This is a genomic window from Microbacterium psychrotolerans, assembly GCF_031085295.1.
Lineage (GTDB): Bacteria > Actinomycetota > Actinomycetes > Actinomycetales > Microbacteriaceae > Microbacterium > Microbacterium psychrotolerans.
The window spans coordinates 692,098-715,839 of record NZ_JAVFWO010000002.1 but is presented as its reverse complement, the minus strand read 5'-3'; the positions used below and the strand labels follow the sequence as shown (position 1 = coordinate 715,839).

General features: G+C 71.3%; 23 protein-coding genes. 14 read left to right on the top strand and 9 right to left on the bottom strand.

The window, feature by feature from the left end:
- The first annotated feature begins 87 nt into the window (after nucleotides 1-87).
- Complete coding sequence (locus Q9R08_RS08100) at nucleotides 88-345, top strand: type B 50S ribosomal protein L31 (RefSeq protein ID WP_194415598.1); 258 nt, start codon at nucleotides 88-90, stop codon at nucleotides 343-345.
- 126 nt (nucleotides 346-471) lie between these two features.
- On the opposite strand, the gene Q9R08_RS08095 is transcribed toward Q9R08_RS08100, so the two are convergent.
- Nucleotides 472-1,203: a 3'-5' exonuclease gene (locus tag Q9R08_RS08095; RefSeq protein WP_308867389.1), complete on the bottom strand. Its 732-nt coding sequence runs from the start codon at nucleotides 1,201-1,203 to the stop codon at nucleotides 472-474.
- An 88-nt stretch (nucleotides 1,204-1,291) separates the two neighbouring features.
- Here Q9R08_RS08095 and Q9R08_RS08090 point away from each other — a divergent pair, with 88 nt between their 5' ends.
- Nucleotides 1,292-2,191 (top strand): alpha/beta fold hydrolase, encoded by a 900-nt coding sequence (locus Q9R08_RS08090; RefSeq protein ID WP_308867388.1) that lies wholly within the window; start codon nucleotides 1,292-1,294, stop codon nucleotides 2,189-2,191.
- Here the strand turns inward: Q9R08_RS08090 and Q9R08_RS08085 are convergent.
- A complete protein-coding gene (locus Q9R08_RS08085; RefSeq protein ID WP_308867387.1) occupies nucleotides 2,151-2,705 on the bottom strand; it encodes a CGNR zinc finger domain-containing protein in 555 nt (184 codons plus the stop codon). The two genes, Q9R08_RS08090 and Q9R08_RS08085, sit on opposite strands and share 41 nt — an antisense overlap.
- Before the next feature lie 75 nt (nucleotides 2,706-2,780).
- Between Q9R08_RS08085 and Q9R08_RS08080 the strand changes: the two genes are divergently transcribed.
- Nucleotides 2,781-3,773, top strand: coding sequence for an EamA family transporter (locus Q9R08_RS08080; RefSeq protein WP_418001330.1), 993 nt, complete (start codon nucleotides 2,781-2,783; stop codon nucleotides 3,771-3,773).
- 9 nt (nucleotides 3,774-3,782) lie between these two features.
- Here the strand turns inward: Q9R08_RS08080 and Q9R08_RS08075 are convergent, their stop codons facing one another.
- Entirely contained in the window at nucleotides 3,783-4,253 is a 471-nt protein-coding gene (locus Q9R08_RS08075; RefSeq protein ID WP_308867386.1) for an Lrp/AsnC family transcriptional regulator, read from the bottom strand.
- A gap of 165 nt (nucleotides 4,254-4,418) precedes the next feature.
- Here Q9R08_RS08075 and pdhA point away from each other — a divergent pair, with 165 nt between their 5' ends.
- The 3 genes from pdhA to Q9R08_RS08060 are packed head-to-tail and all read left to right on the top strand — an operon-like array spanning nucleotide 4,419 to nucleotide 7,980.
- On the top strand, nucleotides 4,419-5,549 hold the full coding sequence (gene pdhA / locus Q9R08_RS08070) for a pyruvate dehydrogenase (acetyl-transferring) E1 component subunit alpha (RefSeq protein ID WP_308867385.1): 1,131 nt from the start codon (nucleotides 4,419-4,421) through the stop codon (nucleotides 5,547-5,549).
- A gap of 2 nt (nucleotides 5,550-5,551) precedes the next feature.
- Nucleotides 5,552-6,562 (top strand): alpha-ketoacid dehydrogenase subunit beta, encoded by a 1,011-nt coding sequence (locus tag Q9R08_RS08065; protein WP_308867384.1) that lies wholly within the window; start codon nucleotides 5,552-5,554, stop codon nucleotides 6,560-6,562.
- Nucleotides 6,562-7,980, top strand: coding sequence for a dihydrolipoamide acetyltransferase family protein (locus Q9R08_RS08060; RefSeq protein WP_308867383.1), 1,419 nt, complete (start codon nucleotides 6,562-6,564; stop codon nucleotides 7,978-7,980). Before Q9R08_RS08065 ends, Q9R08_RS08060 begins: the two co-directional genes overlap by 1 nt.
- A 38-nt stretch (nucleotides 7,981-8,018) precedes the next feature.
- Here the strand turns inward: Q9R08_RS08060 and Q9R08_RS08055 are convergent, their stop codons facing one another.
- Entirely contained in the window at nucleotides 8,019-9,830 is a 1,812-nt protein-coding gene (locus tag Q9R08_RS08055) for an alkaline phosphatase family protein (RefSeq protein ID WP_308867382.1), read from the bottom strand.
- 30 nt (nucleotides 9,831-9,860) lie between these two features.
- The gene (locus Q9R08_RS08050) at nucleotides 9,861-10,457 is read right to left on the bottom strand and encodes an SACE_7040 family transcriptional regulator (protein WP_308867380.1); all 597 of its coding nucleotides are present in this window, start codon (nucleotides 10,455-10,457) and stop codon (nucleotides 9,861-9,863) included.
- A gap of 138 nt (nucleotides 10,458-10,595) precedes the next feature.
- On the opposite strand from Q9R08_RS08050, the gene Q9R08_RS08045 reads away from it, so the two are divergent.
- Genes Q9R08_RS08045 through Q9R08_RS08025 form a run of 5 tightly spaced genes read left to right on the top strand, consistent with a single transcriptional unit; the run spans nucleotide 10,596 to nucleotide 16,842 of the window.
- Nucleotides 10,596-12,200: a carboxyl transferase domain-containing protein gene (locus Q9R08_RS08045; protein ID WP_308867379.1), complete on the top strand. Its 1,605-nt coding sequence runs from the start codon at nucleotides 10,596-10,598 to the stop codon at nucleotides 12,198-12,200.
- Nucleotides 12,201-12,205: 5 nt separating this feature from the next.
- The gene (locus Q9R08_RS08040) at nucleotides 12,206-14,326 is read left to right on the top strand and encodes an acetyl/propionyl/methylcrotonyl-CoA carboxylase subunit alpha (protein ID WP_308867378.1); all 2,121 of its coding nucleotides are present in this window, start codon (nucleotides 12,206-12,208) and stop codon (nucleotides 14,324-14,326) included.
- Nucleotides 14,327-14,340: 14 nt separating this feature from the next.
- Nucleotides 14,341-15,492 (top strand): acyl-CoA dehydrogenase family protein, encoded by a 1,152-nt coding sequence (locus Q9R08_RS08035; protein ID WP_308867377.1) that lies wholly within the window; start codon nucleotides 14,341-14,343, stop codon nucleotides 15,490-15,492.
- A 19-nt stretch (nucleotides 15,493-15,511) separates the two neighbouring features.
- Entirely contained in the window at nucleotides 15,512-16,036 is a 525-nt protein-coding gene (locus Q9R08_RS08030; protein ID WP_308867376.1) for a MaoC family dehydratase, read from the top strand.
- A complete protein-coding gene (locus Q9R08_RS08025; RefSeq protein WP_308867375.1) occupies nucleotides 16,033-16,842 on the top strand; it encodes an HpcH/HpaI aldolase/citrate lyase family protein in 810 nt (269 codons plus the stop codon). Before Q9R08_RS08030 ends, Q9R08_RS08025 begins: the two co-directional genes overlap by 4 nt.
- An 18-nt stretch (nucleotides 16,843-16,860) precedes the next feature.
- On the opposite strand, the gene Q9R08_RS08020 is transcribed toward Q9R08_RS08025, so the two are convergent.
- Nucleotides 16,861-17,466 carry a histidine phosphatase family protein gene (locus Q9R08_RS08020; RefSeq protein ID WP_308867374.1) on the bottom strand — a complete coding sequence of 202 codons (606 nt, stop codon included), beginning with the start codon at nucleotides 17,464-17,466 and terminating at the stop codon, nucleotides 16,861-16,863.
- Between the two features lie 38 nt (nucleotides 17,467-17,504).
- Complete coding sequence (locus tag Q9R08_RS08015) at nucleotides 17,505-18,359, bottom strand: Sir2 family NAD-dependent protein deacetylase (RefSeq protein WP_418001329.1); 855 nt, start codon at nucleotides 18,357-18,359, stop codon at nucleotides 17,505-17,507.
- An 81-nt stretch (nucleotides 18,360-18,440) separates the two neighbouring features.
- Here Q9R08_RS08015 and Q9R08_RS08010 point away from each other — a divergent pair, with 81 nt between their 5' ends.
- The gene (locus Q9R08_RS08010) at nucleotides 18,441-19,214 is read left to right on the top strand and encodes a class I SAM-dependent methyltransferase (RefSeq protein ID WP_308867373.1); all 774 of its coding nucleotides are present in this window, start codon (nucleotides 18,441-18,443) and stop codon (nucleotides 19,212-19,214) included.
- Nucleotides 19,215-19,242: 28 nt separating this feature from the next.
- Nucleotides 19,243-20,046, top strand: coding sequence for a TrmH family RNA methyltransferase (locus Q9R08_RS08005; RefSeq protein ID WP_308867691.1), 804 nt, complete (start codon nucleotides 19,243-19,245; stop codon nucleotides 20,044-20,046).
- A 49-nt stretch (nucleotides 20,047-20,095) separates the two neighbouring features.
- On the opposite strand, the gene Q9R08_RS08000 is transcribed toward Q9R08_RS08005, so the two are convergent.
- Together Q9R08_RS08000 and Q9R08_RS07995 are read right to left on the bottom strand one after the other, a co-directional pair.
- Nucleotides 20,096-20,785, bottom strand: coding sequence for an SDR family oxidoreductase (locus tag Q9R08_RS08000; protein WP_308867372.1), 690 nt, complete (start codon nucleotides 20,783-20,785; stop codon nucleotides 20,096-20,098).
- A 1-nt stretch (nucleotide 20,786) separates the two neighbouring features.
- Nucleotides 20,787-21,677 carry an SGNH/GDSL hydrolase family protein gene (locus Q9R08_RS07995; RefSeq protein ID WP_308867370.1) on the bottom strand — a complete coding sequence of 297 codons (891 nt, stop codon included), beginning with the start codon at nucleotides 21,675-21,677 and terminating at the stop codon, nucleotides 20,787-20,789.
- Nucleotides 21,678-21,844: 167 nt separating this feature from the next.
- On the opposite strand from Q9R08_RS07995, the gene Q9R08_RS07990 reads away from it, so the two are divergent.
- A complete protein-coding gene (locus Q9R08_RS07990) occupies nucleotides 21,845-23,695 on the top strand; it encodes a DEAD/DEAH box helicase (RefSeq protein ID WP_308867690.1) in 1,851 nt (616 codons plus the stop codon).
- Nucleotides 23,696-23,742 lie beyond the last annotated feature (47 nt).

Genomic DNA, 23,742 nt, shown 5'->3' with positions numbered 1-23,742 from the left:
GACTGATAGAATCCTTCTTTGGTGCGCTCGCACCCCAGACTTTGACCGCCCTGGCAAAATCCAGGGCACCACCCTCAAAGGACCATCATGAAGACTGACCTCCACCCGGACTACCAGGCCGTCGTGTTCCGTGACCTCGGCTCGGGCGAGACGTTCCTCACCCGCTCGACGGTGACCAGCGACAAGACGATCGAGCTCGACGGCGTCGAGTACCCCGTCATCGACGTCGAGATCTCGTCCGCCTCGCACCCGTTCTACACGGGCAAGCAGCGCATCATGGACTCGGCCGGTCGCGTCGAGAAGTTCAACCAGCGCTTCAAGAACTTCGGCGGCGCTTCCAAGTAAGCCCGCCCGCTCCGACGGCGCGCGACCGGCTGCCGGTCCGCCTCGGAACAGAAGACCCCGCCTCGGCGGGGTCTTCTTCGTTTCGCCGGACAGCCGTACCCGGCGAGAGCGTGATCCTGCGCCGGCTCAGCGGATCGGCCAGCGGCCGTCGAGCTGCTCGTCGGGATCCAGCCGGCCGATGCCGATGAAGTACTCGGTGAGGCTCTCGGCCTGCGCCCGTGCCCAGCCGATCTGACGGGTGTGGAGTTCGTGCACGGTCTCGGGAAGCCACGGGGCGAAGCGCTCGGCGAGCGCCTGTGCGACTCTTCCGGCGGCGACGGCATCCGCAGACGCCTCGTGTGCCGCATCCAGTCGCACGGCATAGTGCGCCGCGACGACCTGGAGAGTGCGCTTGCCCTTGCGCCACCGGTCGTACGCCTTGTCGACCACGAGCGGGTCGATGACGGGCGACGGGTTCTCGATCGGCACGACGCCGTGGCGCAGCGACTCGTACTTCAGCAGCGAGAAATCGAACGGCGCGTTGTAGGCGACGACCGGGATGCCGGCGTCCAGCAGGGCGCGGACGGCCTCGACCACCTCGCCCACGACGTCGACCGCCGGTCGTCCCTCGGCGCGCGCCTGTGCGGTGGAGATGCCGTGGATCGCGCTCGCGCCCTCGGGGATCTCGACGCCGGGATCGGCGAGCCAGTCACGCGCCCGGATGACCCGGCCGGCGGCATCCAGCAACCCGACGTGCGCCGTGACGATGCGATCCGCCGTGACGTCGACGCCGGTCGTCTCGAGGTCGAAGACTCCGATCATCCGCACCCAGTCCGGCACATCCCACAGCGGCAGCTGTTCGGGGTGCGCGCGGCTCATGCCGATCACGGTATGCGTCGCCTCCGACATCGGCGCCGAGGCGCTCCGCGCACAGGCGAGGCCCGGGTGTGACTCGTAGACTCGACGGGTGACCACGCCGAACCCCTACGCACCTCTGCTCGAGGAGATCCCCGTCGAGCGGCGCGAGGTCGGCGTGCTGGGCGGCGACACGGCGTACTGGGTCTACGGTCCCGCAGATGCGGCCGTCACGATCGTCGCGGTGCACGGGTTCCGAGGCGAGCACCATGGCCTGGAGCCGGTGGTCGCGCACCTTCCGGCGGTGCGGGTGATCTCACCCGACCTCCCGGGTTTCGGAGAGACCGCGCCGGTGCCGCGGCGACGACACGATCTCGGTCTCTATGCGGAGTGGCTGCGCGAATTCGCGACGGCGGTCGCGCCGGGCGCGGTGATCCTGGGTCATTCGTTCGGCTCGATCGTCGTGGCGGCCGCGGTCGCGGGCGGTTTCGAGACGCCGCAGGTGATCCTCGTCAACCCCATCGGAGCGCCCGCGCTGGAGGGTCCGCGCGGGGTGCTCACCCGGCTCGCCGTCTTCTACTACTGGGCGGGGGCGAGGCTTCCGAAGCGGCTCGGCGACGCGCTGCTGCGCAACGGCCTGATCGTGCGCGTGATGAGCGTGTCGATGGCGAAGACGAAGGACCCCGGCATCCGTCGATTCGTGCACGATCAGCACGACACCTACTTCTCGCGCTTCGCCGACCGCGACGTGCTGCACGACGCGTTCCTCGCGTCGGTGTCGAACGACGTGCGCGCGTTCGCTCCGCGCATCGCGCAGCCGACACTGCTCGTGGCCGCGCAGCGCGACGACATCACGCCCATCGAGGCGGAGCGACGCCTGGCGACGATGTTCCCGGACGCGCAGCTCGTGGAGATCCCCGACGTCGGGCACCTGATCCACTACGAGACGCCGGCGGCCGCTGCCGGCGCGATCACGCGGTTCGTCGGGCCTTCCGCTGCCGATACGCGTTGACGTTCATGCGGTTGCCGCAGTTGCCGATGTCGCAGTAGCGCTTCGAGCCGTTCTTCGAGAAGTCCACGTAGACACCGTCGCAGTCGTCCGCGGCGCAGATCCGCACGCGGTCGTACTCGTCGGCGCGGATGACGTCGACGAACGCCAGCGCCGCCTCGACGAGCACCCGGGTGGCGAGCGGAGCGTCGTCGCTGGTCGCATGGATGTGCCAGTCGAAGCCGTCGTGGATGACCAGGCGGGGGAGTGCCCTGCCGTCGCGGAGCATCTCGTTGACCAGGGGAACGGCGCCCTCGCGGTCGACCTCCCACAGCTGCCGCAGACGCGGCCGGACGTCGCGGAGGGCGGCGAGCTCGGCGGCGTCACGCCGGATCAGCCCCGTGTAGGGGTTGACGCGCAGGTAGTCCTCGAAGTCTTCGAGGGTGGTGAGAGTGTCCTCATCGTCGTAGCCGGGCAGCGTGTTCACCAGGTAGGACGCCGCGCGCAGGTTCTGCTCCGTGTCATGAATGAAAACCACGTTGACTCCTGACAAGTCGGTCCGGTACTGTCACCAGTGTAAACACCTTTCACTCCTGACAGTCGGATGCCGCCCATGACCTCGACCGCGTCCCGTGCCGTCGCCCTCCCGAGCGCGGCGCCCGGCTCGAGCGCCCGGCTGCGCACCACCGGCCTGATCATGGGCGTCGCCTCGGCGCTCGCGTTCTCGTCGAGCGGGCCGTTCATCAAGCCGCTCCTCGAGGCCGGCTGGTCGCTCGGTGCGGCGCTGCTCGTGCGCATGGGCGTCGCGGGCCTCGTGCTGTCGCCGGCGCTGTTCCTGGCCATGAAGCGGCAGCGCGGCTTCGTGCGCCGGCACTGGCGCCTCATCGTCGGCTTCGGCCTCATGCCCGTGCTCGGCTGCCAGCTCTTCTTCTTCTCCGCGATGCAGCGGATGCCGGTGGCCGTGGCGCTGCTCATCCAGTACCTCGCGCCCGTCATGCTCGTGGTCGCCGTGTGGGTGCGCACCCGCAGGGCGCCGTCGGCGCTCGTGCTGTGGGGGTCGCTGGTCGCGATCGTCGGCCTCGTGCTGGTCGTCGACATCTCGGGCGCGTCGTTCGATCTGATCGGGACGCTGCTCGCTCTCGCGGCGGCCGTCTGCGTGTGCGCCTATTTCGTGATCTCGGAACGTGCCGGCGACGATCTGCCGCCGCTGGCGCTGGCGGCGAGCGGCCTCCTGACCGGCGCGATCGTCATGGGGATCCTCTGCGTCACCGGCATCATGCCGTTCGAGGCGCCTGCCGTCTCGGTGGTGCTGGCCGGCGCCGCCGTGCCGTGGTGGATGCCGCTGCTCTGGGTGGCCGGCGTCGCGACGACGCTCGGCTACGCCTTCGGCGTGATGGCGGTTCCTCGCATCGGCTCGCGCGTGGCGTCGTTCGTCGGGCTGTCGGAGGTGCTGTTCGCCCTCATGTTCGCGTGGATCTTCCTCGCCGAGGTGCCCGCACCGGTCCAGTTCGCCGGGGGCGCGCTGATCCTCGTCGGCGTCGTGCTGGTGCGCGCCGACGCGTCGTCGACCGTGCACCCGCGCGACGAGGCGGCTGTGCTCTCCTGAAGAGAGGCTTCAGTCCCGTCGAGCCAGGTCCATCAGGGGCGTGACGCGGTGGGCGATGACCTCGCCCATCACGAGGGATGTCTCGGTGCGCTCGACGCCCTCGATGGCGAGGATGCGCGCGTCGGTGTCGAACAGATGCTGCGTGTCGCGGCACGCGACGCGCACCAGCAGATCGACCTGACCCGACAGGCCGTGCGCCTGCACGACCTCGGGCACCCGGGCGAGTTCGACGGCGATGCGGGGGAGATCCGCCTGTCGCACGATGACGCTGATGAACGCCTCTATCGGGAAGCCCAGCGAGGCCGACGAGATCGCCCGTTCGTAGGAGAGGAACACCCCCGCCTTCTCGAGTCGTGCCATGCGAGCCTGCACCGTGTTGCGTGAGAGACCGAGCCGTTCGGCGAGTGCGACGACGGTCGCGCGGGGATCGGCGGAGAGCGCTGCGAGCAGCTCCAGGTCGACGTGATCGAGGGCACTCATAGTGCGAAACGTTAGCACGCTCTGGGTGGTCATGACTTATCAACATGCTCAAGCGGAGCGCGAATGCTTGAGCGAGGTGCGATGCAGACGTAGCCTCGAGGTAGTCGGCGACGGAGCCGGCGGACGCGAAGCGGCTCCTCACGAGGGGGCCCGCAACGAGGAGTGATGACGATGACGCACACCCTGACACCGACAGCGGACCTCGCCACGGACATCGACGATGTCGCGCGACTGCTGACACCCGACGGCGAGCGCATCGCCGACCCCGAGCTCGATCGCTGGGTGGCCGACGTCGACGCCACGACTCTGCGCGGTCTGTACCGCGACATGGTGCTGCTGCGGCGCATCGACACCGAGGGCGTCGCACTCCAGCGCCAGGGCCAGCTCGGCCTGTGGCCGCCCTGTCAGGGGCAGGAGGCCACCCAGATCGGCACGGCGCGGGCGCTGCGCGCCGATGACTTCGCGTTCCCGAGCTACCGCGAGACGGGCGTGGTCTACGCACGCGGCGGAAAGCCCTCCGACTTCGTGCTCGCCTGGCGCGGCGAAGAGCACTCGACGTACAACCCCTACGACATCAACACCGCGACCCAGCAGATCATCATCGGCGCGCAGGCGCTCCACGCCGTCGGCTATGCGATGGGCGTGCAGCGCGACGGCACCGACCAGGTGTCGGTCGCCTACTTCGGCGACGGTGCATCCAGCCAAGGTGACGTCAACGAGGCGATGGTCTTCGCCGCCTCCTTCGGCGCGCCCGTCGTCTTCGTGTGCACCAACAACCAGTGGGCGATCTCGGAGCCCGTCACGGTGCAGGCCAAGTTCCCGATCGCCGGCCGGGCGCCCGGATTCGGCATCCCGAGCATGCGCGTGGACGGCAATGACGTGCTCGCCTGCTTCGCGGCGATGCGCTGGGCGCTCGACATCGCGCGCCGCGGCGAGGGTCCCGCCTTCATCGAGGCCGTGACGTACCGCATGGGCCCGCACACCACCTCCGACGACCCCACGCGCTACCGCGACAAGGAGGAGGTCGAGAAGTGGCGCCGCCGCGACCCGATCACCCGGCTCGAGGCGCTGCTGCGCGCGCGCGGCGAGTTCGACGAGGCATTCGTCGGCGCGGTCGAGGCCGATGCCGATGCACTGGCCGCCGGCGTCCGCGAGGCAGCCATGTCCGCCACGACCCGCGCACCGCTGACGGTGCTCGACAACGTCTATGCCGAGCCCCACTCGGGGATCGACGAGCAGCGCGAGTGGTTCGGCGCCTACCTCGACGGTTTCGCCCCGGCCACCGAGGAGGTGTGACGATGGCGCAGCTGACGATGGCGAAGGCCATCAACGAAGGACTCCGCCGCGCGATGGCCGACGACCCGAAGGTGCTCGTCATGGGCGAGGACATCGGCAAGCTCGGCGGCGTGTTCCGCATCACCGACGGACTGCTCGACGAGTTCGGCGCGCAGCGGGTCGTCGACACGCCGCTGGCCGAGGCGGGCATCATGGGCACCGCCGTCGGCCTCGCCTTCCGCGGCTACCGGCCCGTCGTCGAGATCCAGTTCGACGGCTTCGTGTACCCCGCGTTCGACCAGATCGTGTGCCAGGTCGCGAAGCTGCACTACCGCACGCGCGGCAACGTCACGATGCCGATCACGATCCGCATCCCGTGGGCCGGCGGCGTCGGCGCGGCCGAGCATCACTCCGAGTCGCCCGAGGCGTACTTCGTCCACACGTCGGGGCTCCGCGTGGTCGCGGTGTCGAACCCGCAGGATGCGTACGTGATGCTGCGGCAGGCCATCGCGTCGAACGACCCGGTGGTCTACTTCGAACCCAAGCGGCTCTACCACTCCAAGGGCGAGGTCGACCTCGACGTGCAGTTGGCAGACGCGCCGCCGATGGGTCTCGCCCGCGTCGCGCGGGAGGGAAGCGATGTGACGCTCCTGACCTACGGCTCGCAGGTCGGCACCGCGATGGATGCCGCGACCGCGGCCGAGGACGACGGCGTCTCGATCGAGGTCATCGACCTTCGATCGATCTCGCCCGTCGACTATCGCACGGTGACGGCATCCGTCCGCAAGACCGGCAGAGTCGTCGTGACGCACGAGGCGGCGCGGGAGGCGGGGGTGGGCGCCGAGCTCATCGCGAGCGTCACCGAGCGGTGCTTCAACTACCTCGAGGCCGCGCCGCAGCGGGTCACCGGCCACGACATCCCCTACCCGCCGGCGAAGCTGGAGAAGCACCATCTGCCCGATCTCGACCGCATCCTGGACGCCGTCGATCGCGTCATGGACCGGCCCAACAGCATGAGCGGGGTGCGCGACTGATGGCACAGGACTTCCGTCTTCCCGACCTCGGCGAGGGCCTTCCCGAGGCCGAACTCGTGCAGTGGCTGGTCGCCGTGGGCGACACCGTCGCACTCAACCAGACGATCGCCGAGGTCGAGACCGCCAAGGCCGTCGTCGAGCTGCCGTCGCCGCACGCGGGCACCGTGACCGCCCTGCACGCCGCTCCCGGCGATGTGGTGGCGGTCGGCTCGGTGCTGATCTCGTTCGACACCGGCGCCGCGACCGCTCCCACGCCGGCTCCGGACGCCACCGCCGAGTCATCGGCCGCCGAGGCCGCCGCATCCGACGCTCCGAGCGCGGCTGCGGCGCCGGCGTCCGAGCCGAACCTCGTCGGCTACGGCGCCGCACCCCGCAGCGCCGCACGGCCGCAGCGTCGCGCACGCGTCGCGGGGCGGGTGGCCGCGGCATCCGACACCGCGGTGCTCGAAGCGGCTCCGCACGATGCGATCCAGTTCGCCGATGTCGTGGAGCGTGCGGTCGAGCGTCCCCGTTCGACGCCGCCGGTCCGCAAGCTCGCCAAGCAGCTCGGCGTGGATCTCGCACTCGTCGAGGCGACGGGCGCATCCGGCGTGATCACCCGGGCCGACGTGGAGGCCTACGCGGAGCGCGTCGGCGCCGTCCCGGCCGCCCCCGTGGCGGCGGAGTCCGCCGAACCGGTGGAGGCGTTCGAGCTGCCGCGGTCGGAAGACGCGAGCGCGCGCACGACGCGCACGCCCATCCGCGGCGTCCGGCGCATGACCGCGGAGGCCATGGTGCGCAGCGCCTTCACGGCGCCGCACGTGACCACGTTCCTCACGGTCGACGTCACGGCGACCAGTGAGCTGATCGCGTCGCTGCGAGCGGACCGCGCCCTCCACGAGCACCGGATCGGCATCATGGCGGTCGCCGCGAAGGCCGTGTGCCTCGCGCTCGCGCGCCACCCTGGGCTCAACTCGAAGTGGGACGAGGCGGCGGGCGAGATCGTCGAGCACCACTACGTCAACCTGGGCATCGCCGCGGCGACCGGGCGTGGCCTCGTCGTGCCGAACATCCGCGATGCGCAGGAGCTCACCCTCGTCGAGCTCGCTGACGCCATCCGCGGCCTCGCCGAGACCGCGCGCTCGGGCAGGACGGCGCCGGCCGACATGATGGGCGGCACGTTCTCGATCACGAACGTCGGCGTGTTCGGCGTCGACGCGGGCACGCCGATCATCAACCCGGGGGAGGCCGGCATCCTCGCCCTCGGCGCCGTGCGTCGCCAGCCGTGGGAGCACCGCGGCGAGATCGCCCTGCGCGACGTCATGACGCTCGCCCTCTCGTTCGACCATCGGCTCGTGGACGGCGAGCAGGGGTCCCGCTTCCTCGTCGATGTCGCCGACATCCTGCGCGAGCCGGGGCGGGCAATGCTGCTGCGTTAGAAGGCCGCTGGCCGGCCGGCACCTTGGGGGTCGGCCGGTCAGCTCTTCTTCGGGTAGAAGAGGCCGAGGCCGTGCTTCTGGAGCACCTCGTACGCCTCGGCGTAGGTCTCCGGCTCGGGCGCACCGGGCGCGGCGTAGCGCGCGAGCAGCAGGCCCAGCAGCCCCCTGCCGGGCGGGCTGAGCGGCTTGTTCTTGTGCTGCCCGTCACGGAGGTCGATCCGCTCGTCCTCGTGCGGATTGGGCGGCACATACATCGGGTGCACGACCGGCCACGTCGACGGATCCCGCGGAGCGTCGAGATTGACCACCGAGAAAAGGTCCCGCGCCGTCGCGTCGCGCCGGGTGAGCGGGCGCAGGCCATGAAGGCGCGCCAAGGTGGCGATCACCGCGCCGTGGTGCATCTCGTCGTGCACGATGGTGCCGCTCTGCGTGTACGCCGACACGGCGATCGCGGGGACACGCACCCCGAGGCGGTCGAACGTGAAGCCCATCTCTCCGGGTGCATCATCGGCGACGGGCGGGACAGCCGCCGGGGGAGGGACATGGTCGTACGTGCCCCCGTGCTCGTCGAACGTGATCAGCAGCAGGGTGTTCAGCGCGTTGGAGCCGTCCGGCGTGGCGCTGGACTTGATGGCGTTGTAGATCTCGGCGACGAGCTTCTCGCCGGCGCGCACGTCCGAGATGGCGGAATCCAGCACGGGCGTGCCCTCGACGTCGCTCTCGCGGTACACGCCGAAGGGCGGGTGGAAGTCGTTGTGGTTGTAGACCATCCGCGGTTCGATGAACGCGTAGGCCGGCAGACGCCCGGCGGCGGCATCCTCGGCGAACTCCGACATGTGGCCGAAACGGCCGGTGCGCCAGTACTGCTCGAGCACGGGGGCGTGCATCATGCCGGTCAGTGACACCAGCTGCATCTCGTCGAAGTAGATCTTCCACGAGATGCCGGCGTCCTCCAGCCGGTTGAAGATCGTCGGCGCCGCGGGCGCGTCGAGCCACTTGTCGTAGCCGCCGCCGTGCTTGTTCGTGACGAAGCCGTGCGAGGTCGAGGCGTGGAAGAACGACCGGTTGCAGTAGGTCTGCGACGGGACGGCGGCGAACCAGGCGTCGAAGACGGCGAAGCCCTTGGCGAGGGTGGAGAGCACCGGCAGTTGCTCGGGGGAGAAGCCGCCCATGATGTGGGTGGCCTCCTGCAGCGTGGGCGCCTTCCCACGGCGCAGCCGCTCGACGTTGTTCCAGTAGTCGCGCACGAACCCGTCCATCGTCGGTGCGGTGCCGGAGGGCGGTGCATTGAAGGGCGCCGCCATGTCGCCGACCTGGCTCGTCGCGTTCGACGCGGGTGCGACCGTGCCGAACAGCTGCGTGTTGACGTGCGGGAACTCTTCGCCGGGGTCGGGGTTCGGGCGGCCCATCACCTCGTCGGTGGGGCCGCTGTAGGTGTGCGCCGCGATCGGTTCGCCGCTCGGGGCGGTGTTGGCATAGTCGCCGAACGCGAGCCCGTCGAACGTCGCACCGTCGGGGAGCGTGTCGGGCGTATAGAGCCAGCCGAGCAGGTTGTCGAACGAGCGGTTCTCGCCCATGACCACGACCACGTGGTCGAAGCCGGGCTCGGAGCGCGCGGGCAGGGCGGCCAGATCGAGGGATCCCTCGCGGACGCCGAGCTCGTGGCCGATCGTGGCGCCCGCCGCTGCGCCGACCGCGCCGCCGACCACGAGCCCCGCGGTCGCGATGCCACCGAGCTTCAGGAAGTCGCGACGCGAGCTGTCGGTGCTCTCCGCACGCGGGCGCACGACTCCTTCCGCGTCGCCGTGATCCTTCGGCTGCGCGTCGTCCGTGTGGCCATCCCCCGCCATGGTCCGTCCAGATTAGGCCAAGGGCCGAAGTCAGGCGGTGAGCGAAGCGCGCGCCATCGAGCGGAGGATGCCGCGCATGTCGCGCTCGCCGGGGCGCGACCGCGACGCGCGCACCGTGTGGGGCGTCGAGTTGATGAGGCCGAAGCACGCGTGGGCGCGCACGCGCAGGTCGTCCTCGTCTCGCTCGGGATGGATCGTCGAGAGGATGCCGATCCACACCTCCACGTACTCGCGCTGGAGGCGCCGCACGGTGTGGCGGTCGTCGTCGCTGAGGCTCGCGAGGTCGCGGTCCTGGACTCGGATGACGTCGGCGTCGCGGAGCGCGAACTCGACGTGGAACGCGATGATCGCGTCGAGCTGATCGGCGGGGTCATCATGCTCGGACAGCACGGCCCGGCCGCCGGCCAGCAGCCGCTCGCTCACCTCGACGAGGATGGCGCCCAGCAACGCCTGCTTGTTCGCGAAGTGCCGATAGAGGGCAGGGCCGCTGACGCCGACCGCCCCGCCGATGTCTTCGAGGCTGACGCCGCTGAAGCCGCGTTCGGCGAACAGCGCGGCCGCCTCGCGGAGGATCGCTGCGTGGCGGTCGGCCTTCGCGCGATCGCGGTCGGTGGCGGCGCTTGTCATTCCGGTTCCCCGCTTGTGATTCCAGTTAATGGTCGCTAACCTGAAGCTCAGTTAGTGAACACTAACCAATCCGATCGCGTCAGGACAACGGACGTGATCCGATCGTGACGTCGACGGAGATGACACGGGAGGGCGCAGATGGGCGTGCTGAGTACCGCCGCGGTGCACGACGAGGCCTTCGTGCGCATCCACGAGGGTCAGCAGGGGCTGGCTCGAGAGCTGCGCAATCGGCTGGCTACGGCGTCCCTGGGCGGGCCCACCGCCTCTCGCCAGCGCCATGTCGCGCGCGGCAAGCTGCTGCCCCGCGACCGCGTCTCGCGGCTGCTGGACGAGGGGAGCCCGTTCATCGAGATCGCGCCGCTCGCCGCCGACGGGCTGTACGGCGGGGAGGCCCCGGCCGCCGGCGTCATCGCCGGCATCGGCCTCGTGCACGGGCGCCAGGTGATGGTCGTCTGCAACGACGCGACCGTGAAGGGCGGCACCTACTATCCGCTGACGGTGAAGAAGCACCTCCGCGCCCAGGAGATCGCGTTCGAGAACCGCCTGCCGTGCGTCTATCTGGTCGACTCGGGGGGCGCGTTCCTTCCCATGCAGGACGAGGTGTTCCCCGACCGCGACCACTTCGGACGCATCTTCTTCAATCAGGCCCGGCTGTCGGCCGCCGGCATCCCGCAGATCGCCGCGGTCCTCGGCTCCTGCACCGCCGGAGGCGCGTACGTCCCCGCCATGAGCGACGAGACGGTCATCGTCCGGGGCCAGGGCACGATCTTCCTCGGCGGCCCGCCGCTCGTGAAGGCCGCGATCGGCGAGGTCGTCACCGCAGAGGAGCTCGGCGGGGGAGAGCTGCACGCCCGACGCTCGGGCGTCGTCGACCACCTCGCCGAGGACGACGAGCACGCCCTCGAGATCGTCCGCGACATCGTCGCCACCCTGCCGCTTCCCGCCGCGCCCGCGTGGGATGTCGTGCCGAGCGTCCCGCCCGCCGTCGACCCGTCCGACCTGTACGGGGTCGTCCCCGTCGACGTCAACCAGCCCTACGACGTGCGCGAGGTCATCGCCCGGCTGGTCGACGGGAGCGAGTTCCACGAGTTCAAGCGCGAGTACGGCGACACGCTGGTCACCGGCTTCGCGCGCATCCACGGCCACCCCGTCGGCATCGTCGCCAACAACGGCGTGCTGTTCAGCGAATCCGCGCAGAAGGGCGCCCACTTCATCGAGCTGTGCGACCAGCGCGGCACACCGCTGCTGTTCCTCCAGAACATCTCCGGCTTCATGGTGGGACGGGACGCCGAGGCCGGCGGCATCGCGAAGGACGGCGCCAAGATGGTCACCGCCGTCGCCACCACGCGCGTCCCCAAGCTCACCGTCGTCATCGGCGGCTCGTTCGGCGCCGGCAACTACTCGATGTGCGGCCGGGCGTACTCGCCGCGGTTCCTCTGGACCTGGCCCGCGAGTCGCATCTCCGTGATGGGCGGGAACCAGGCCGCGTCGGTGCTGTCGACCGTCAAGCGAGACCAGCTGGAGGCCCGCGGCGAGGAGTGGTCGCAGGCGGACCAGGCGGCGTTCGAGGCACCGATCCGCGCCCAGTACGAGGATCAGGGGAGCCCCTACTACGCCACCGCCCGGCTCTGGGACGACGGCGTCGTCGACCCGCTCGACACCCGCGACCTGCTCGGACTCGCGCTGGACGTCGTCTCGCGCACCCCGCTGCCCGAACCGCGCTTCGGCGTCTTCCGGATGTGATCCCCGTGACCTCCTCTCCCGCCTCCCTCCGTGAGGCCCGCCCCACTATCGCCGATTCCGTCGACGGGCCCCCGTTCGCCACCGTCCTGGTCGCCAATCGCGGCGAGATCGCACGCCGCGTGATCCGCACTCTGCGGCGGCTCGGCATCCGCTCGGTCGCCGTCTACAGCGACGCCGACGCCGACGCGCCGCACGTACGGGAGGCCGACGTCGCGGTGCGCATCGGGCCGGCTGCGGCATCCGCGTCGTACCTCGACATCGCGGCGGTGATCGCCGCCGCCCGTGAGACGGCTGCCGAGGCGATCCACCCGGGTTACGGGTTCCTGTCCGAGAACGCGGGCTTCGCGCGCGCCTGCGCCGACGCGGGGATCGTGTTCATCGGTCCGGGGGAGCGCGCCCTCGACGTGATGGGCGACAAGATCCGCGCGAAGGAGCACGTGACAGCACACGGCGTGCCGACCGTCCCCGGCTTCAGCGCCGTCGGGATGACGGACGCCGACATCGCCGCCGCGGCGGGCGAGACGGGCTATCCGCTGCTGGTCAAGCCCTCGGCGGGCGGGGGCGGCAAGGGCATGCAGGTGGTGCGAGCGGCGTCCGAGCTGCCGGAGGCGCTGGCCACCGCCCGTCGCGTGGCTGCGGCGGCTTTCGGCGACGACACCCTGTTGCTGGAGCGCCTCATCGTGCGCCCGCGCCACATCGAGGTGCAGGTGCTCGCCGACGCGCACGGCGACGTCATCCATCTCGGCGAGCGTGAGTGCACACTGCAGCGCCGGCATCAGAAGGTCATCGAGGAGGCTCCCTCCCCGGTGGTGGATGCCGCCACCCGCGCGCGCCTGGGGGCCGCGGCGTGCGCGGCCGCCGCGAGCGTGGACTACCGCGGCGCAGGCACCGTCGAGTTCCTCGTGGCCGGCGATCGGCCCGACGAGTTCTTCTTCATCGAGATGAACACGCGACTGCAGGTCGAGCATCCGGTGACCGAGCTCGTGACCGGGGTCGACCTCGTCGAGCAGCAGCTCCTCGTCGCGGCAGGCCGTCCGCTCGCGCTCGCGCAGGACGACATCCGCCTCGACGGTCACGCGATCGAGGCCCGCGTGTACGCCGAGAGCCCCGAGCGCGGCTTCCTGCCGGCGACCGGCGACGTGCTGGTGTGGCGCGAGCCCGCAGGGGTGCGCACGGACGCCGCGGTCGAGTCGGGCAGCGTCGTCTCGTCCGATTACGACCCGATGATCGCGAAGGTCATCGCGCACGGCTCGGATCGCGCGCAGGCGATCGAACGGCTCGATGCTGCGCTCGCCGAGACCGTGCTGCTCGGCGTCGACAGCAACCTCGGATTCCTGCGGGCGCTGCTGGCCGATCCGGGAGTGCGCGGCGGCGACATGGACACCGGACTGATCGACCGTCTGCCGCCGTATTCGGCCTCGGAACCGTCGCAGGCGGCGCTCACCGCCGCAGCCCTGGCCGGAGAGCTCGCGCGCGTGCGCGCTTCGGAGCCTGTCCGAGCAGCGGCCGGCCCGCTGTGGCTCACCGGCACCGGCTGGCGCGCGGGAAGCGCACCGGTCGGTCGCACGGTCGCGGTCGAGGCGGAGAGCGGCGCCATCGCCGTCGTCGCGGCTCCCGACCTCGCGCCGGCGTCGTTCTCCGCCATGGATTCACGGCGGCGTCGGGAGTCGTCAGCGTCCGGCCGTGTCGGCCCCGCACCGCACGACGGATCGCACACCACCGAGCAGGCGAGGGCCTCCGGCGTGACGGTGGCGACGGACGCCGCAGGGTGGATCTGGGTGCACGCCGACGCCGCGACACACCGGCTGCGCCCTCTCACGCGCCGGGAGGCGATGGAGAAGCGCCTCGCCGCCCGCGAGCGCGATGCCGCCGCGACCGATCCGGAGCTGCGCGCCCCGATGCCGGGCGCTGTCGTCGCCCTCCACGTCGCCGACGGCGCCGCGGTCGCCGCCGGCGACCGGATCGTGACCATCGAGGCCATGAAGATGGAGCACCCCGTCGTCGCGCCCCACGCGGGCGTCGTGCGTCTCGACGTCGTCACGGGCGACCAGGTGCGCCGCGACCAGGTTCTCGCTCACGTCACCGCCGCAGAACCCGCCCACGAGGCATCCGACACCCCCTCCTGAAATCCGAGGCAGCCATGGACCACTTCAACCTGACCGACGACGAGCGAGAGCTCGCCCGCATGGTGCGCGACTTCGCCGACGAGGTCGTCGCCCCGCAGGCCTACGAGGCCGACCGCACGAAGACCCTGCCGATGGACGTCGTCGCCCAGATGGGCGAGCTGGGCCTGTTCGGCCTGCCGTTCCCCGAGGAGTACGGCGGGCAGGGTGGCGACTACTTCGCACTCTGCCTCGCGATCGAGGCACTCGGACGCGTCGACCAGTCCATCGCCATCACGCTCGAAGCCGGCGTCAGTCTCGGTGCGATGCCGGTGTTCCGCTTCGGCACGGAGGAGCAGAAGCAGGCGCTGCTGCCGGATCTCCTGGCCGGCACGGCGCTCGCGGGCTTCGGGCTCACCGAGCCGGAGGCGGGCTCCGACGCCGGCGCCACGCGCACCACGGCGAAGCTCGAGGCCGGCGAGTGGGTCATCAACGGCTCGAAGCAGTTCATCACCAACTCGGGAACGCCGATCACCCGGTTCGTGACCGTCACGGCGGTCACCGGGGAGCAGGACGGCCGCAAGCAGATCTCGACGATCATCGTGCCGTCGGGCACGCCCGGCTTCACGGTCGAGCCCGGCTACGACAAGGTCGGGTGGCACGCGTCCGACACGCATCCGCTGACGTTCCAGGATGCGCGTGTGCCCGAGGGGAACCTGCTGGGCGAGCGGGGTCGCGGCTTCGCGAACTTCCTCCACATCCTCGACGAGGGACGCATCGCCATCGCGGCGCTGTCGACGGGTGCCGCGGAGGGATGCCTCGAGGCCGCCGTCGACTACGCCAAGAAGCGGACGGTGTTCGGCGACGCGCTCGCGACGAGACAGGGCATCCAGTTCCTCCTCGCCCGGATGCAGCTTCGCGTGCACAACGCGCGTCTCGCGTGGCATCACGCCGCCCGGCTGCGCGACGCGGGGAAGCCCTTCAAGACCGAGGCGGCGATAGCCAAGCTCACCGCGAGCGATGCGGCGATGGACAACGCGCGCGACGCGACCCAGGTGTTCGGCGGCAACGGGTTCATGAACGAGTACCCGGTCGCCCGTCATTACCGCGACTCGAAGATCCTCGAGATCGGTGAGGGCACGAACGAGGTGCAGCTGCTCGTGATCGCACGGGCGCTGGGTGTGGCCTGAGGGTAGCGTGACAGACGTGATGCCTGACCCCGCCGAGAACCCCGCCCCCGACGGCGGTTCCCCCGAGGTCGTGCAGCGGGGACTCTGGTACGACGAGCTCGCGGTGGGCACGACGTACCTGCATCGCCCCGGTCGCACGGCTACCGAGGCGGACAACGTGCTGTTCTCCTCGCTCACGATGAACACGCAGGCGCTGCACCTGGATGCCGCCTTCGCAGAGTCGCAGCCGTTCGGACAGCGCCTCATGAACTCGATGTGGACGCTGGCGACGATGGTCGGGGCGTCCGTCTCGCAGATCACGCAGGGAACGCTCGTCGCGCAGCTCGGCCTCACCGACATCTCGTTCCCGGCGCCCCTGTTCCACGGCGACACGCTGTACACCGAGACGGAGGTCGTCGACAAGCGGCTCTCGGCCTCGCGTCCCGGGCAGGGGATCGTGACCCTTCGTCACACCGGACGCAACCAGCGCGGCGAGGTCGTCGCCGTGGCCACGCGGACCGCCCTGATGTGGTGCGCGCCGCCGATCCCGGGGAGGACCCCATGAACTTCGACCTCGGCCCCGCGCTGCTGTTCTGCCCGGCGGACCGCCCCGAGCGGTACGCCAAGGCATTCGATCGCGCGGACGCCGTCATCCTGGATCTGGAGGACGCGGTGGCGCCCGCGGACAAGACGGCGGCCCGCGGTCACCTCATCGAATCGGAGGTCGACCCCGCGCGCGTCATCGTGCGCGTCAATCCGGCCGAGACCGACGCGTTCACGGCCGACATGGCGACGCTCTCGCAGACCGACTACCGGCGCATCATGCTGGCCAAGTCCGAGTCGCCGAAGCGCATCGCACGCATCGACGCGCGCTTCGAGGTCGTCGCACTGTGCGAGACGGCGAAGGGCGTCGCCCAGGCCGACCGTATCGCGGCCCTCGACAACGTCGTGGCGCTGATGTGGGGAGCGGAGGACCTGGTGGCGAGCCTCGGCGGCACCTCGAGTCGCAAGCCCAACGGCCGCTATCGCGACATCGCGCGCTACGCCCGCGCGCGGGTCCTGCTTGCGGCGGGCGCGCGCGGCAAGGCCGCGATCGATGCCGTCCATCTCGACATCGACGATGCGAAGCGCCTGGCGATCGAGGCGGCCGATGCTGCGGCATCCGGATTCCGCGCCACCGCGTGCATCCACCCCAGCCAGGTCCCCGTCATCCGCGCCGCGTACCGCCCCGACGAGAAGACCGTCGCGTGGGCGCGTGGCGTGCTCGGCGCCGCGCAGACCGAGCGCGGCGTGTTCTCCTACGAGGGGCGCATGGTGGACGAGCCCGTGCTGCGGCACGCGCGCGGCGTCCTGGCCCGGGCAGACGGCTGAGTCGCGACGCCGCCGGCGTCAGGCCCCGAGCCCCGCGTAGGCGATGAGCCGGAGGTGGTCGCGCTCGTAGACGAAGTCGTGCGTCGATCCGTTCGCGAGACGCTCGCCCACGGGCGGCAGCTCGCCGGCCGTCGCGTGGCGGATCAGCTCCCGGATCAGCGCTCCGTGACTCACGACGATGAGGTTCGCGGCCGCCGGCGCGGTCGTGCGGCGGTGATCGCGGACGGCGCGGCCGAGTGCCGCGATGCCCCGCTTGCGCAGCTCCGGCCACGGCTCGGCGCCGGGAACCTCCGCACTGTGCCAGTCGCCCCAGCGGGCGCGGAACTCTTCCACGTCGATGCCCTCCGCCTCGCCGTACGACCGCTCGCGCAATCCGCGATAGGTCCGGGGTGCGGCGAGGCCCAGCTCGGCGGCGATGATCTCGGCCGTCTCGCGGGCGCGGGCGAGATCGCTCGAGACGATCCTCGCCGGCACGGTCGCGTCGAGGCGCCCGCGCAGCACCGCCGCGGTGGCGCGGGCCTGTGCGCGACCCGTGTCGTTGAGGGGGATGTCGGTCGCACCCTGGATCCGCCGATCGCGGTTCCAGTCGGTCTCGCCGTGGCGGATCAGGGTGAGAGCGGTCATGCTCCGACCCTACCCGGGGCGCCTGAACGGGAGATGCGTCAGGCGAGGGAGGGGAGGCCGTCAGCCAGTGCCCGGAGGACCTCGCTCGTGCCGGCGTCGATCTTGACCGTCGCGCGGGCATCGCCGCGGGTGATGCCGCGGTTCACGATCACGACCGGCAGGCGCCGGCGGCGCGCACGCTCCAGGAGCCGGATGCCGGAGTTGACGACGAGCGAGGATCCGGCGATGAGGAGGGCCCCGCTGGTGTGCACCAGCTGCTCGGCCTCCCGGAACTTCTCCGCCGGTATGAACTCGCCGAAGAAGACGACGTCGGGCTTCAGCATTCCGCCGCAGACGCTGCAGGCCGGGATGCGGAAGCCTTCAGTGCTCTCGGGGAGCACGTCGCCGTCGGGGCCGAGTGCGACATTCGCGGGGACGCGGATCCACGGATTGTCGTCTTCGACGCGGCGGGCGAGGTCGCGGCGGTCGAACACCTGGCCGCAGTGCGTGCAGAAGATGCGGCGCATCGTGCCGTGCAGCTCCACCACACGCCGGCTGCCGGCGCGGACGTGAAGACCGTCGACGTTCTGCGTGACGACCCCAGTGGCAAGCCCACGCGCCTCCAGGTCGGCGATGGCCCGATGGCCGGCGTTGGGCTCGGCGGCCGCGAACGCCTTCCAGCCGAGGTGGCTGCCCACCCAGTAGCGCCGCCGCGAGGCGTCGCTGGAGAGGAACTGCTCGACCGTCATGGGGGTCCGCACGGGCGCACCCGCACCGCGATAGTCGGGGATGCCGGAGTCGGTGGAGACACCGGCCCCTGTCAGCACCGCGATGCGACGGCCCGAGAGCGTCGCGATGGCCTCGGCCACGGCATCCGTCGTGCGGGCGTCCAGTCCGGTCGAAATCGTCGTCACGGCGCACCCCCTTCGCGTCGAGTGTAGGCCTCTCGGTTTTCCGGGATGTTACGGCGCCCGCCCGCGTGCCAGGATGAGCGCGTGGGCAGCTTCGGGAATGTCAGCGCCGAGGCGTACGCGCGGTTCATGGGCCGCTTCTCGACGCCGCTCGCGGTGCCGTTCGCCACGGTGGGGCTCGAAGGCGTGGCCCCCCAGACCCGTGTGCTCGACGTGGGCTGCGGCCCGGGCATGCTCACGCGCGAGCTCGTGCGACGCAGGGGCGCGGCGGCAGTGAGCGCGGTGGATCCTGAGCCCGTGTTCGCCGCGGCGACCGCCGACGCATGCCCCGGAGTGGACGTGCGCGTGGCCGCTGCCGAGGACCTTCCCTTCGGCGCCCGGGAGTTCGGGGCCGCCCTTGCGCAGCTCGTCGTGCACTTCATGACCGAGCCCGTGCGGGGCGTAGGGGAGATGGCGCGCGTGACCGCCGTCGGCGGACGAGTCTCGGCGTGCGTGTGGGATCACGCCGGAGGCGGCGGACCGCTCTCGGACTTCTGGCGCATCGCTCGCCGACTCGACCCCGACGTGCGCGGCGAGGCCTCTCTCAGCGGTGCCGCCGAAGGGCAGCTGGTCGAGATCTTCGAGCGCGCGGGCCTCGCGGACGTGACGCAGACGGTCGTCGAGAGCACGGTGGCGCTGAGCGGCTTCGACGATTGGTGGCAGCCGTTCCTCCTCGGCGTCGGGCCGGCAGGGCGCTATGTGGCGACGCTGGACGAATCCGGCGCCGCCCGGCTGGAGAGTGCCCTGCGTGACGAGTTCGGCGAGGGGCCGTTCACCGTGACGGCGCGGGCCTGGACGGCGGTCGGCACGCGGGTGTGAACCTCGGCGCGTGCGACGATGGGACGCGATGCACGCGATCCACATCACCGACGCCGCCGACGAACGACTCGCGGACTACCGCGATCTCACCGACGTCGCACTCCGCCGCGTGCTCGAGCCGGAAGGCGGTCTGTACATCGCCGAATCGGCCAAGGTCATCGCGCGCGCGCTCCGGGCGGGCCACCGCCCGCGATCGGTGCTCGTGCAGGAGAAGTGGCTCGGCGACATCGAGCAGGTGCTCGCCGACGCGGCGGTGCCGGTCTACGTCGTCGCTCCGGAGATCGCCGAAGCCTTGACCGGCTACGCCGTGCACCGCGGTGCGCTCGCGTCGATGCACCGGCCGGAGCTGCCGACCGTCGCCGAGGTGGTCGCCGGTGCGCGGCTCGTCGTCGTGCTCGAGGACATCGTCGACCACACCAACGTCGGCGCCATCTTCCGCGCGGCGGCCGGGCTCGGCGCCGATGCCGTGCTCGTCAGCCCGCGCTGTGCGGACCCGCTCTACCGGCGCAGCGTGCGGGTGAGCATGGGGACGGTCTTCCAGGTGCCGTGGACGAGGCTGCCGGAATGGAGAGAAGCGCGCGCGGTCCTGCACGAGTCGGGCTTCGTGCTCGCGGCACTCGCGCTGGCCCACGACGCCGTCGCGCTCGATGAGTTCAGCGCTCGGAGGCCCGAGCGGGTCGCGCTGATGCTCGGCGCCGAAGGCGATGGCCTCTCGCGCAGCGCGCTGCAGGTCGCCGACACCGTCGTCACGATTCCCATGGACGCCGGCGTGGACTCACTCAACGTGGCCGCGGCGAGCGCGGTCGCGCTGTGGGAGCTGCGGACGCGCTGAGCCCCGTCGCGCCGCCGTCGCCGGCCGGGCGGCGCGTGGCGGCGTCCGCTCAGGCGCCCGGGCGGATCGTCAGCTCGGTGAGATCGGCGTCCCGCGGCAGATCGAGCGCCGCGAGGATCGCGGCGGCGACCGAGGCCGGCTCGATCCACTGCGACGCGTCGTAGTCCGCGCCCTCCTGCTGGTGCACCTTCTCCTGCATGGGCGTCGCCGTGCGGCCGGGATACACCGTCGTCACGCGTACGCCGTGGGCGCGCTCCTCCTCGCGGAGCGCATCGGCGATCGCGCGGACCGCGAACTTGCTCGCGGCGTACGAGCCCCATTCGGGACTCACCCGCAGTCCCGCGCCCGAGTTCACGAACACCACGCGCCCCCGCGCGGTGCGCAGCGCAGGCAGCATCAGCCGCGTGAGCTCGGCCGGCGATACGGCGTTGACGTTGAGCTGATGCTGCCACGTCGCCACCGGCGTCTCGCCGACGGCGCCGAGCTCCACGACGCCGGCGACGTGGATCAGCGAGTCGAGCTGCGGCGGCACGCTCTGGTGGCTGAACGCCCACGACAGGCGTGCGGGGTCGGAGAGGTCGCCCACCAGGGTCCGCGCGTCCGGGAAGCGTTCACGCAGCTGCGCGGCACGCCCGGCGTCGCGCACGAGCAGCCAGAGGTCGTCCCCGCGTTCGGCGAGCCGTTCGGCGAGCGCCGCGCCGATCCCGGAGCCCGCTCCGGTGACGAGATGCGTCGTCACCTCACACCTCCTCAGGGCGATCGGCGAGGCCGGCGTCGCCCGCGGGCGCCGACCGGGAACCCTGCTGTGCCGGCGCCAGCGTGATGACCGGCAGCGGGTCGGGGCGCTTGGCTTTGACGTGATCGCCCGACGACTGGTGACGCACGCGCCGCAGCACCCACGGCACGAGGTACTCCCGAGCCCACACGAGGTCGACCGCGCGCGCCTCGCGCCACGTGCGGAGGGGGAGCGGGTCGGGCTGCATCGGCTGCAGGTCGTTCGGCACGTTCAGCGCCCGCAGCACCATGCGTGCGACCTCGTGATGGCCGAGGGTGTTGTAGTGCAGACGGTCGTCGTCGAAGAAGCGCATGTCCTGCACCTCTTTCAGGGCCCACTGGTCGGCCACGATGCAGTCGTACCTGTCGGCGATGGCGCGGATGTTCTCGTTGTAGATGGCGACCTTGCCGCGGATGCCGCGGAAGACCGGCGTGAATGCGGTGTCGATGCCCGTGAAGACGACGACCGTGGCGCCGTCGCGCGAGAGGCGCACGACGGCGTCCTCGAAGAGCTGCGCGATCCTGTCGGGGTCGCCGTTCGGGCGGATGACGTCGTTGCCGCCCGCCGAGAAGGTCACGAGGTCGGGCTTGAGGGCGATGGCCGGCTCGACCTGCTCCTGCACGATCTGGGCGATGAGGCGGCCGCGGATGGCGAGATTGGCGTACGCGAAGTCGTCCACCTGCTCCGACAGCACCTCGGCGACCCGGTCCGCCCATCCCCGGACGCCGTTCGGGGCCGCCGGCTCGCGATCGCCGACACCCTCGGTGAACGAGTCGCCCAGGGCGACGTAGCGCCGCCAGGGGTGCGTCTCGGCGTTCTCGACGTAGGGGGTGCGGGGATCTTCTGTCGTGGGCATCCGTCTTCCGTTCCTCGGCTCGTGACCGAGAGTCAGGCTACCCCCGGTCGCCGACGCTCGATGTCGTGCCGGTCGTCTATCGTGGTGACTCGTTGTCTACGGGGGAGGTGCATTCGGTGACGGACGAAACGACGATCGAATCGCAGGCTGCGTCCCCCTCGACCCCGATCGCCGATCCGCACAGCGCCGAGCCGCACATCGGCAGCTTCGCGGCCGAGCACCTGTCGCCGACCTACCCGCAGCGCGCGCCGTGGGGCACCGCGCAGCGCCTGCGCGCGTGGCAGGCCGAGGCGCTCGACCTGTACTTCGGCATGGACGGGCCCGACGGCCCGGGCGGCGGTCCGCGCGACTTCCTCGCGGCGGCGACCCCGGGCGCCGGCAAGACGACGTTCGCCCTCCGCCTGGCGAGCGAGCTCCTGCGGCGCCGCATCGTCAACCGCGTCGTCGTGGTCGCGCCGACCGAGCACCTCAAGACCCAGTGGGCGGATGCCGCGGCCCGCGTCGGCATCCGCCTCGATCCCGCCTTCAGCAACCGTCACGTCGCTCCCGCCCGCCAGTACCACGGCGTGGCCGTGACGTACGCGCAGGTCGCGGTGAAGGCATCCGTACATCAGCGCCTGACGATGGACGCGCGCACGCTGGTGATCCTCGACGAGGTGCATCACGGCGGTGACGCGCTGAGCTGGGGCGACGCGCTGCGCGAGGCGTACGCGCGGGCGACCCGGCGCCTGCTGCTCAGCGGCACGCCGTTCCGCAGCGACACCGCGCCGATCCCGTTCGTCGAGTACCACCCCGACCCCAAGGGCATCCGGGTCTCGCGCAGCGATTACGCGTACGGCTACCGTCGGGCGCTCGAGGACGGCGTGGTCCGGCCGGTGATCTTCCTCGTGTACGCCGGCCACATGCGGTGGCGCACCAAGACCGGCGACGAGATGGAGGCGCATCTCGGGCAGGACAACACCAAGGACATCACCTCGCAGGCGTGGCGCACCGCGCTCGACCCGGAGGGGGACTGGATCCCGGCCGTGCTGCGGTCGGCCGACCGGCGCCTCACCGAGGTGCGCGAGCACGTGCCGGATGCCGGCGGACTGGTGATCGCGACGGATCAGACCGCCGCGCGCGCGTACGCCGGGATCCTGCACGAGATCAGCGGCGAGGCCCCGACGGTGGTGCTGTCGGACGAGGCCGAGGCCTCGAGCCGCATCGAGGAGTTCTCCGCGTCGACGAGCCGGTGGATGGTCGCCGTGCGGATGGTGTCTGAGGGCGTGGACGTGCCCCGCCTCGCCGTCGGCGTGTACGCCACGAGCGCGTCGACGCCGCTGTTCTTCGCGCAGGCGATCGGCCGCTTCGTGCGCGCCCGACGTCGCGGCGAGACGGCGAGCGTGTTCCTTCCCAACGTGCCGCAGCTGCTCGCGCTCGCCAACGAGATGGAGCGGCATCGCGATCACGCGCTCGACCGCGACACCGACGGCGAGGACGAGTGGAACGCCGAAGAAGACCTGATGGACGCCGCCGAGCGCGAGGACAAGGCGTCTGACGCGCTCACCGAGGAGTTCACGTACCAGGCGCTCGGCTCGCTCGCACACTTCGACCGGGTGCTGTTCGACGGCAAGGAGTTCGGTCAGCTCGCCGTTCCCGGCACGCCCGAGGAGGAGGAGTTCCTCGGCATCCCCGGCCTGCTCGAGCCCGAGCACGTGCACGAGCTGCTCATGCAGCGGCAGTCGCGCCAGACGCGCCACCGCCACGCCCGCGAAGCGCACGACCGCCAGGCTCAGCAGGACGGATCGGACGGCGCCCCGCAGCAGCCCGCGCCGCCGCAGGCCCTGCACCGCACGCTCAAGGAGCAGCGCCAACTGCTCAACAGCCTCGTCGGCCTCTATGCCCGGCAGACCGGCGAGCCGCACGGGCTGGTGCACGCCGAGCTGCGGCGCATCTGCGGCGGCCCTGCGGTCTCGCACGCCACGGTCGCGCAGCTGCAGTCGCGCATCGACGTGCTGCGCAAGCGCGTCCGCTCCTGACGCGCCCGCCCGCCCCGTACCCCTCGTCCGGGGTGGCCGTCCGAGGG

Excerpts from the sequence above, each read along its gene's own strand:
- Q9R08_RS08100 (WP_194415598.1), top strand. The coding sequence starts at position 88 with ATGAAGACTGACCTCCACCCGGACTACCAGGCCGTCGTGTTCCGTGAC.
- Q9R08_RS08095 (WP_308867389.1), bottom strand. The coding sequence starts at position 1,203 with ATGAGCCGCGCGCACCCCGAACAGCTGCCGCTGTGGGATGTGCCGGAC.
- Q9R08_RS08080 (WP_418001330.1), top strand. The coding sequence starts at position 2,781 with ATGACCTCGACCGCGTCCCGTGCCGTCGCCCTCCCGAGCGCGGCGCCC.
- Q9R08_RS08075 (WP_308867386.1), bottom strand. The coding sequence starts at position 4,253 with ATGAGTGCCCTCGATCACGTCGACCTGGAGCTGCTCGCAGCGCTCTCC.
- pdhA (WP_308867385.1), top strand. The coding sequence starts at position 4,419 with ATGACGATGACGCACACCCTGACACCGACAGCGGACCTCGCCACGGAC.
- Q9R08_RS08065 (WP_308867384.1), top strand. The coding sequence starts at position 5,552 with ATGGCGCAGCTGACGATGGCGAAGGCCATCAACGAAGGACTCCGCCGC.
- Q9R08_RS08060 (WP_308867383.1), top strand. The coding sequence starts at position 6,562 with ATGGCACAGGACTTCCGTCTTCCCGACCTCGGCGAGGGCCTTCCCGAG.
- Q9R08_RS08055 (WP_308867382.1), bottom strand. The coding sequence starts at position 9,830 with ATGGCGGGGGATGGCCACACGGACGACGCGCAGCCGAAGGATCACGGC.
- Q9R08_RS08050 (WP_308867380.1), bottom strand. The coding sequence starts at position 10,457 with ATGACAAGCGCCGCCACCGACCGCGATCGCGCGAAGGCCGACCGCCAC.
- Q9R08_RS08045 (WP_308867379.1), top strand. The coding sequence starts at position 10,596 with ATGGGCGTGCTGAGTACCGCCGCGGTGCACGACGAGGCCTTCGTGCGC.
- Q9R08_RS08035 (WP_308867377.1), top strand. The coding sequence starts at position 14,341 with ATGGACCACTTCAACCTGACCGACGACGAGCGAGAGCTCGCCCGCATG.
- Q9R08_RS08030 (WP_308867376.1), top strand. The coding sequence starts at position 15,512 with ATGCCTGACCCCGCCGAGAACCCCGCCCCCGACGGCGGTTCCCCCGAG.
- Q9R08_RS08025 (WP_308867375.1), top strand. The coding sequence starts at position 16,033 with ATGAACTTCGACCTCGGCCCCGCGCTGCTGTTCTGCCCGGCGGACCGC.
- Q9R08_RS08020 (WP_308867374.1), bottom strand. The coding sequence starts at position 17,466 with ATGACCGCTCTCACCCTGATCCGCCACGGCGAGACCGACTGGAACCGC.
- Q9R08_RS08005 (WP_308867691.1), top strand. The coding sequence starts at position 19,243 with ATGCACGCGATCCACATCACCGACGCCGCCGACGAACGACTCGCGGAC.
- Q9R08_RS07995 (WP_308867370.1), bottom strand. The coding sequence starts at position 21,677 with ATGCCCACGACAGAAGATCCCCGCACCCCCTACGTCGAGAACGCCGAG.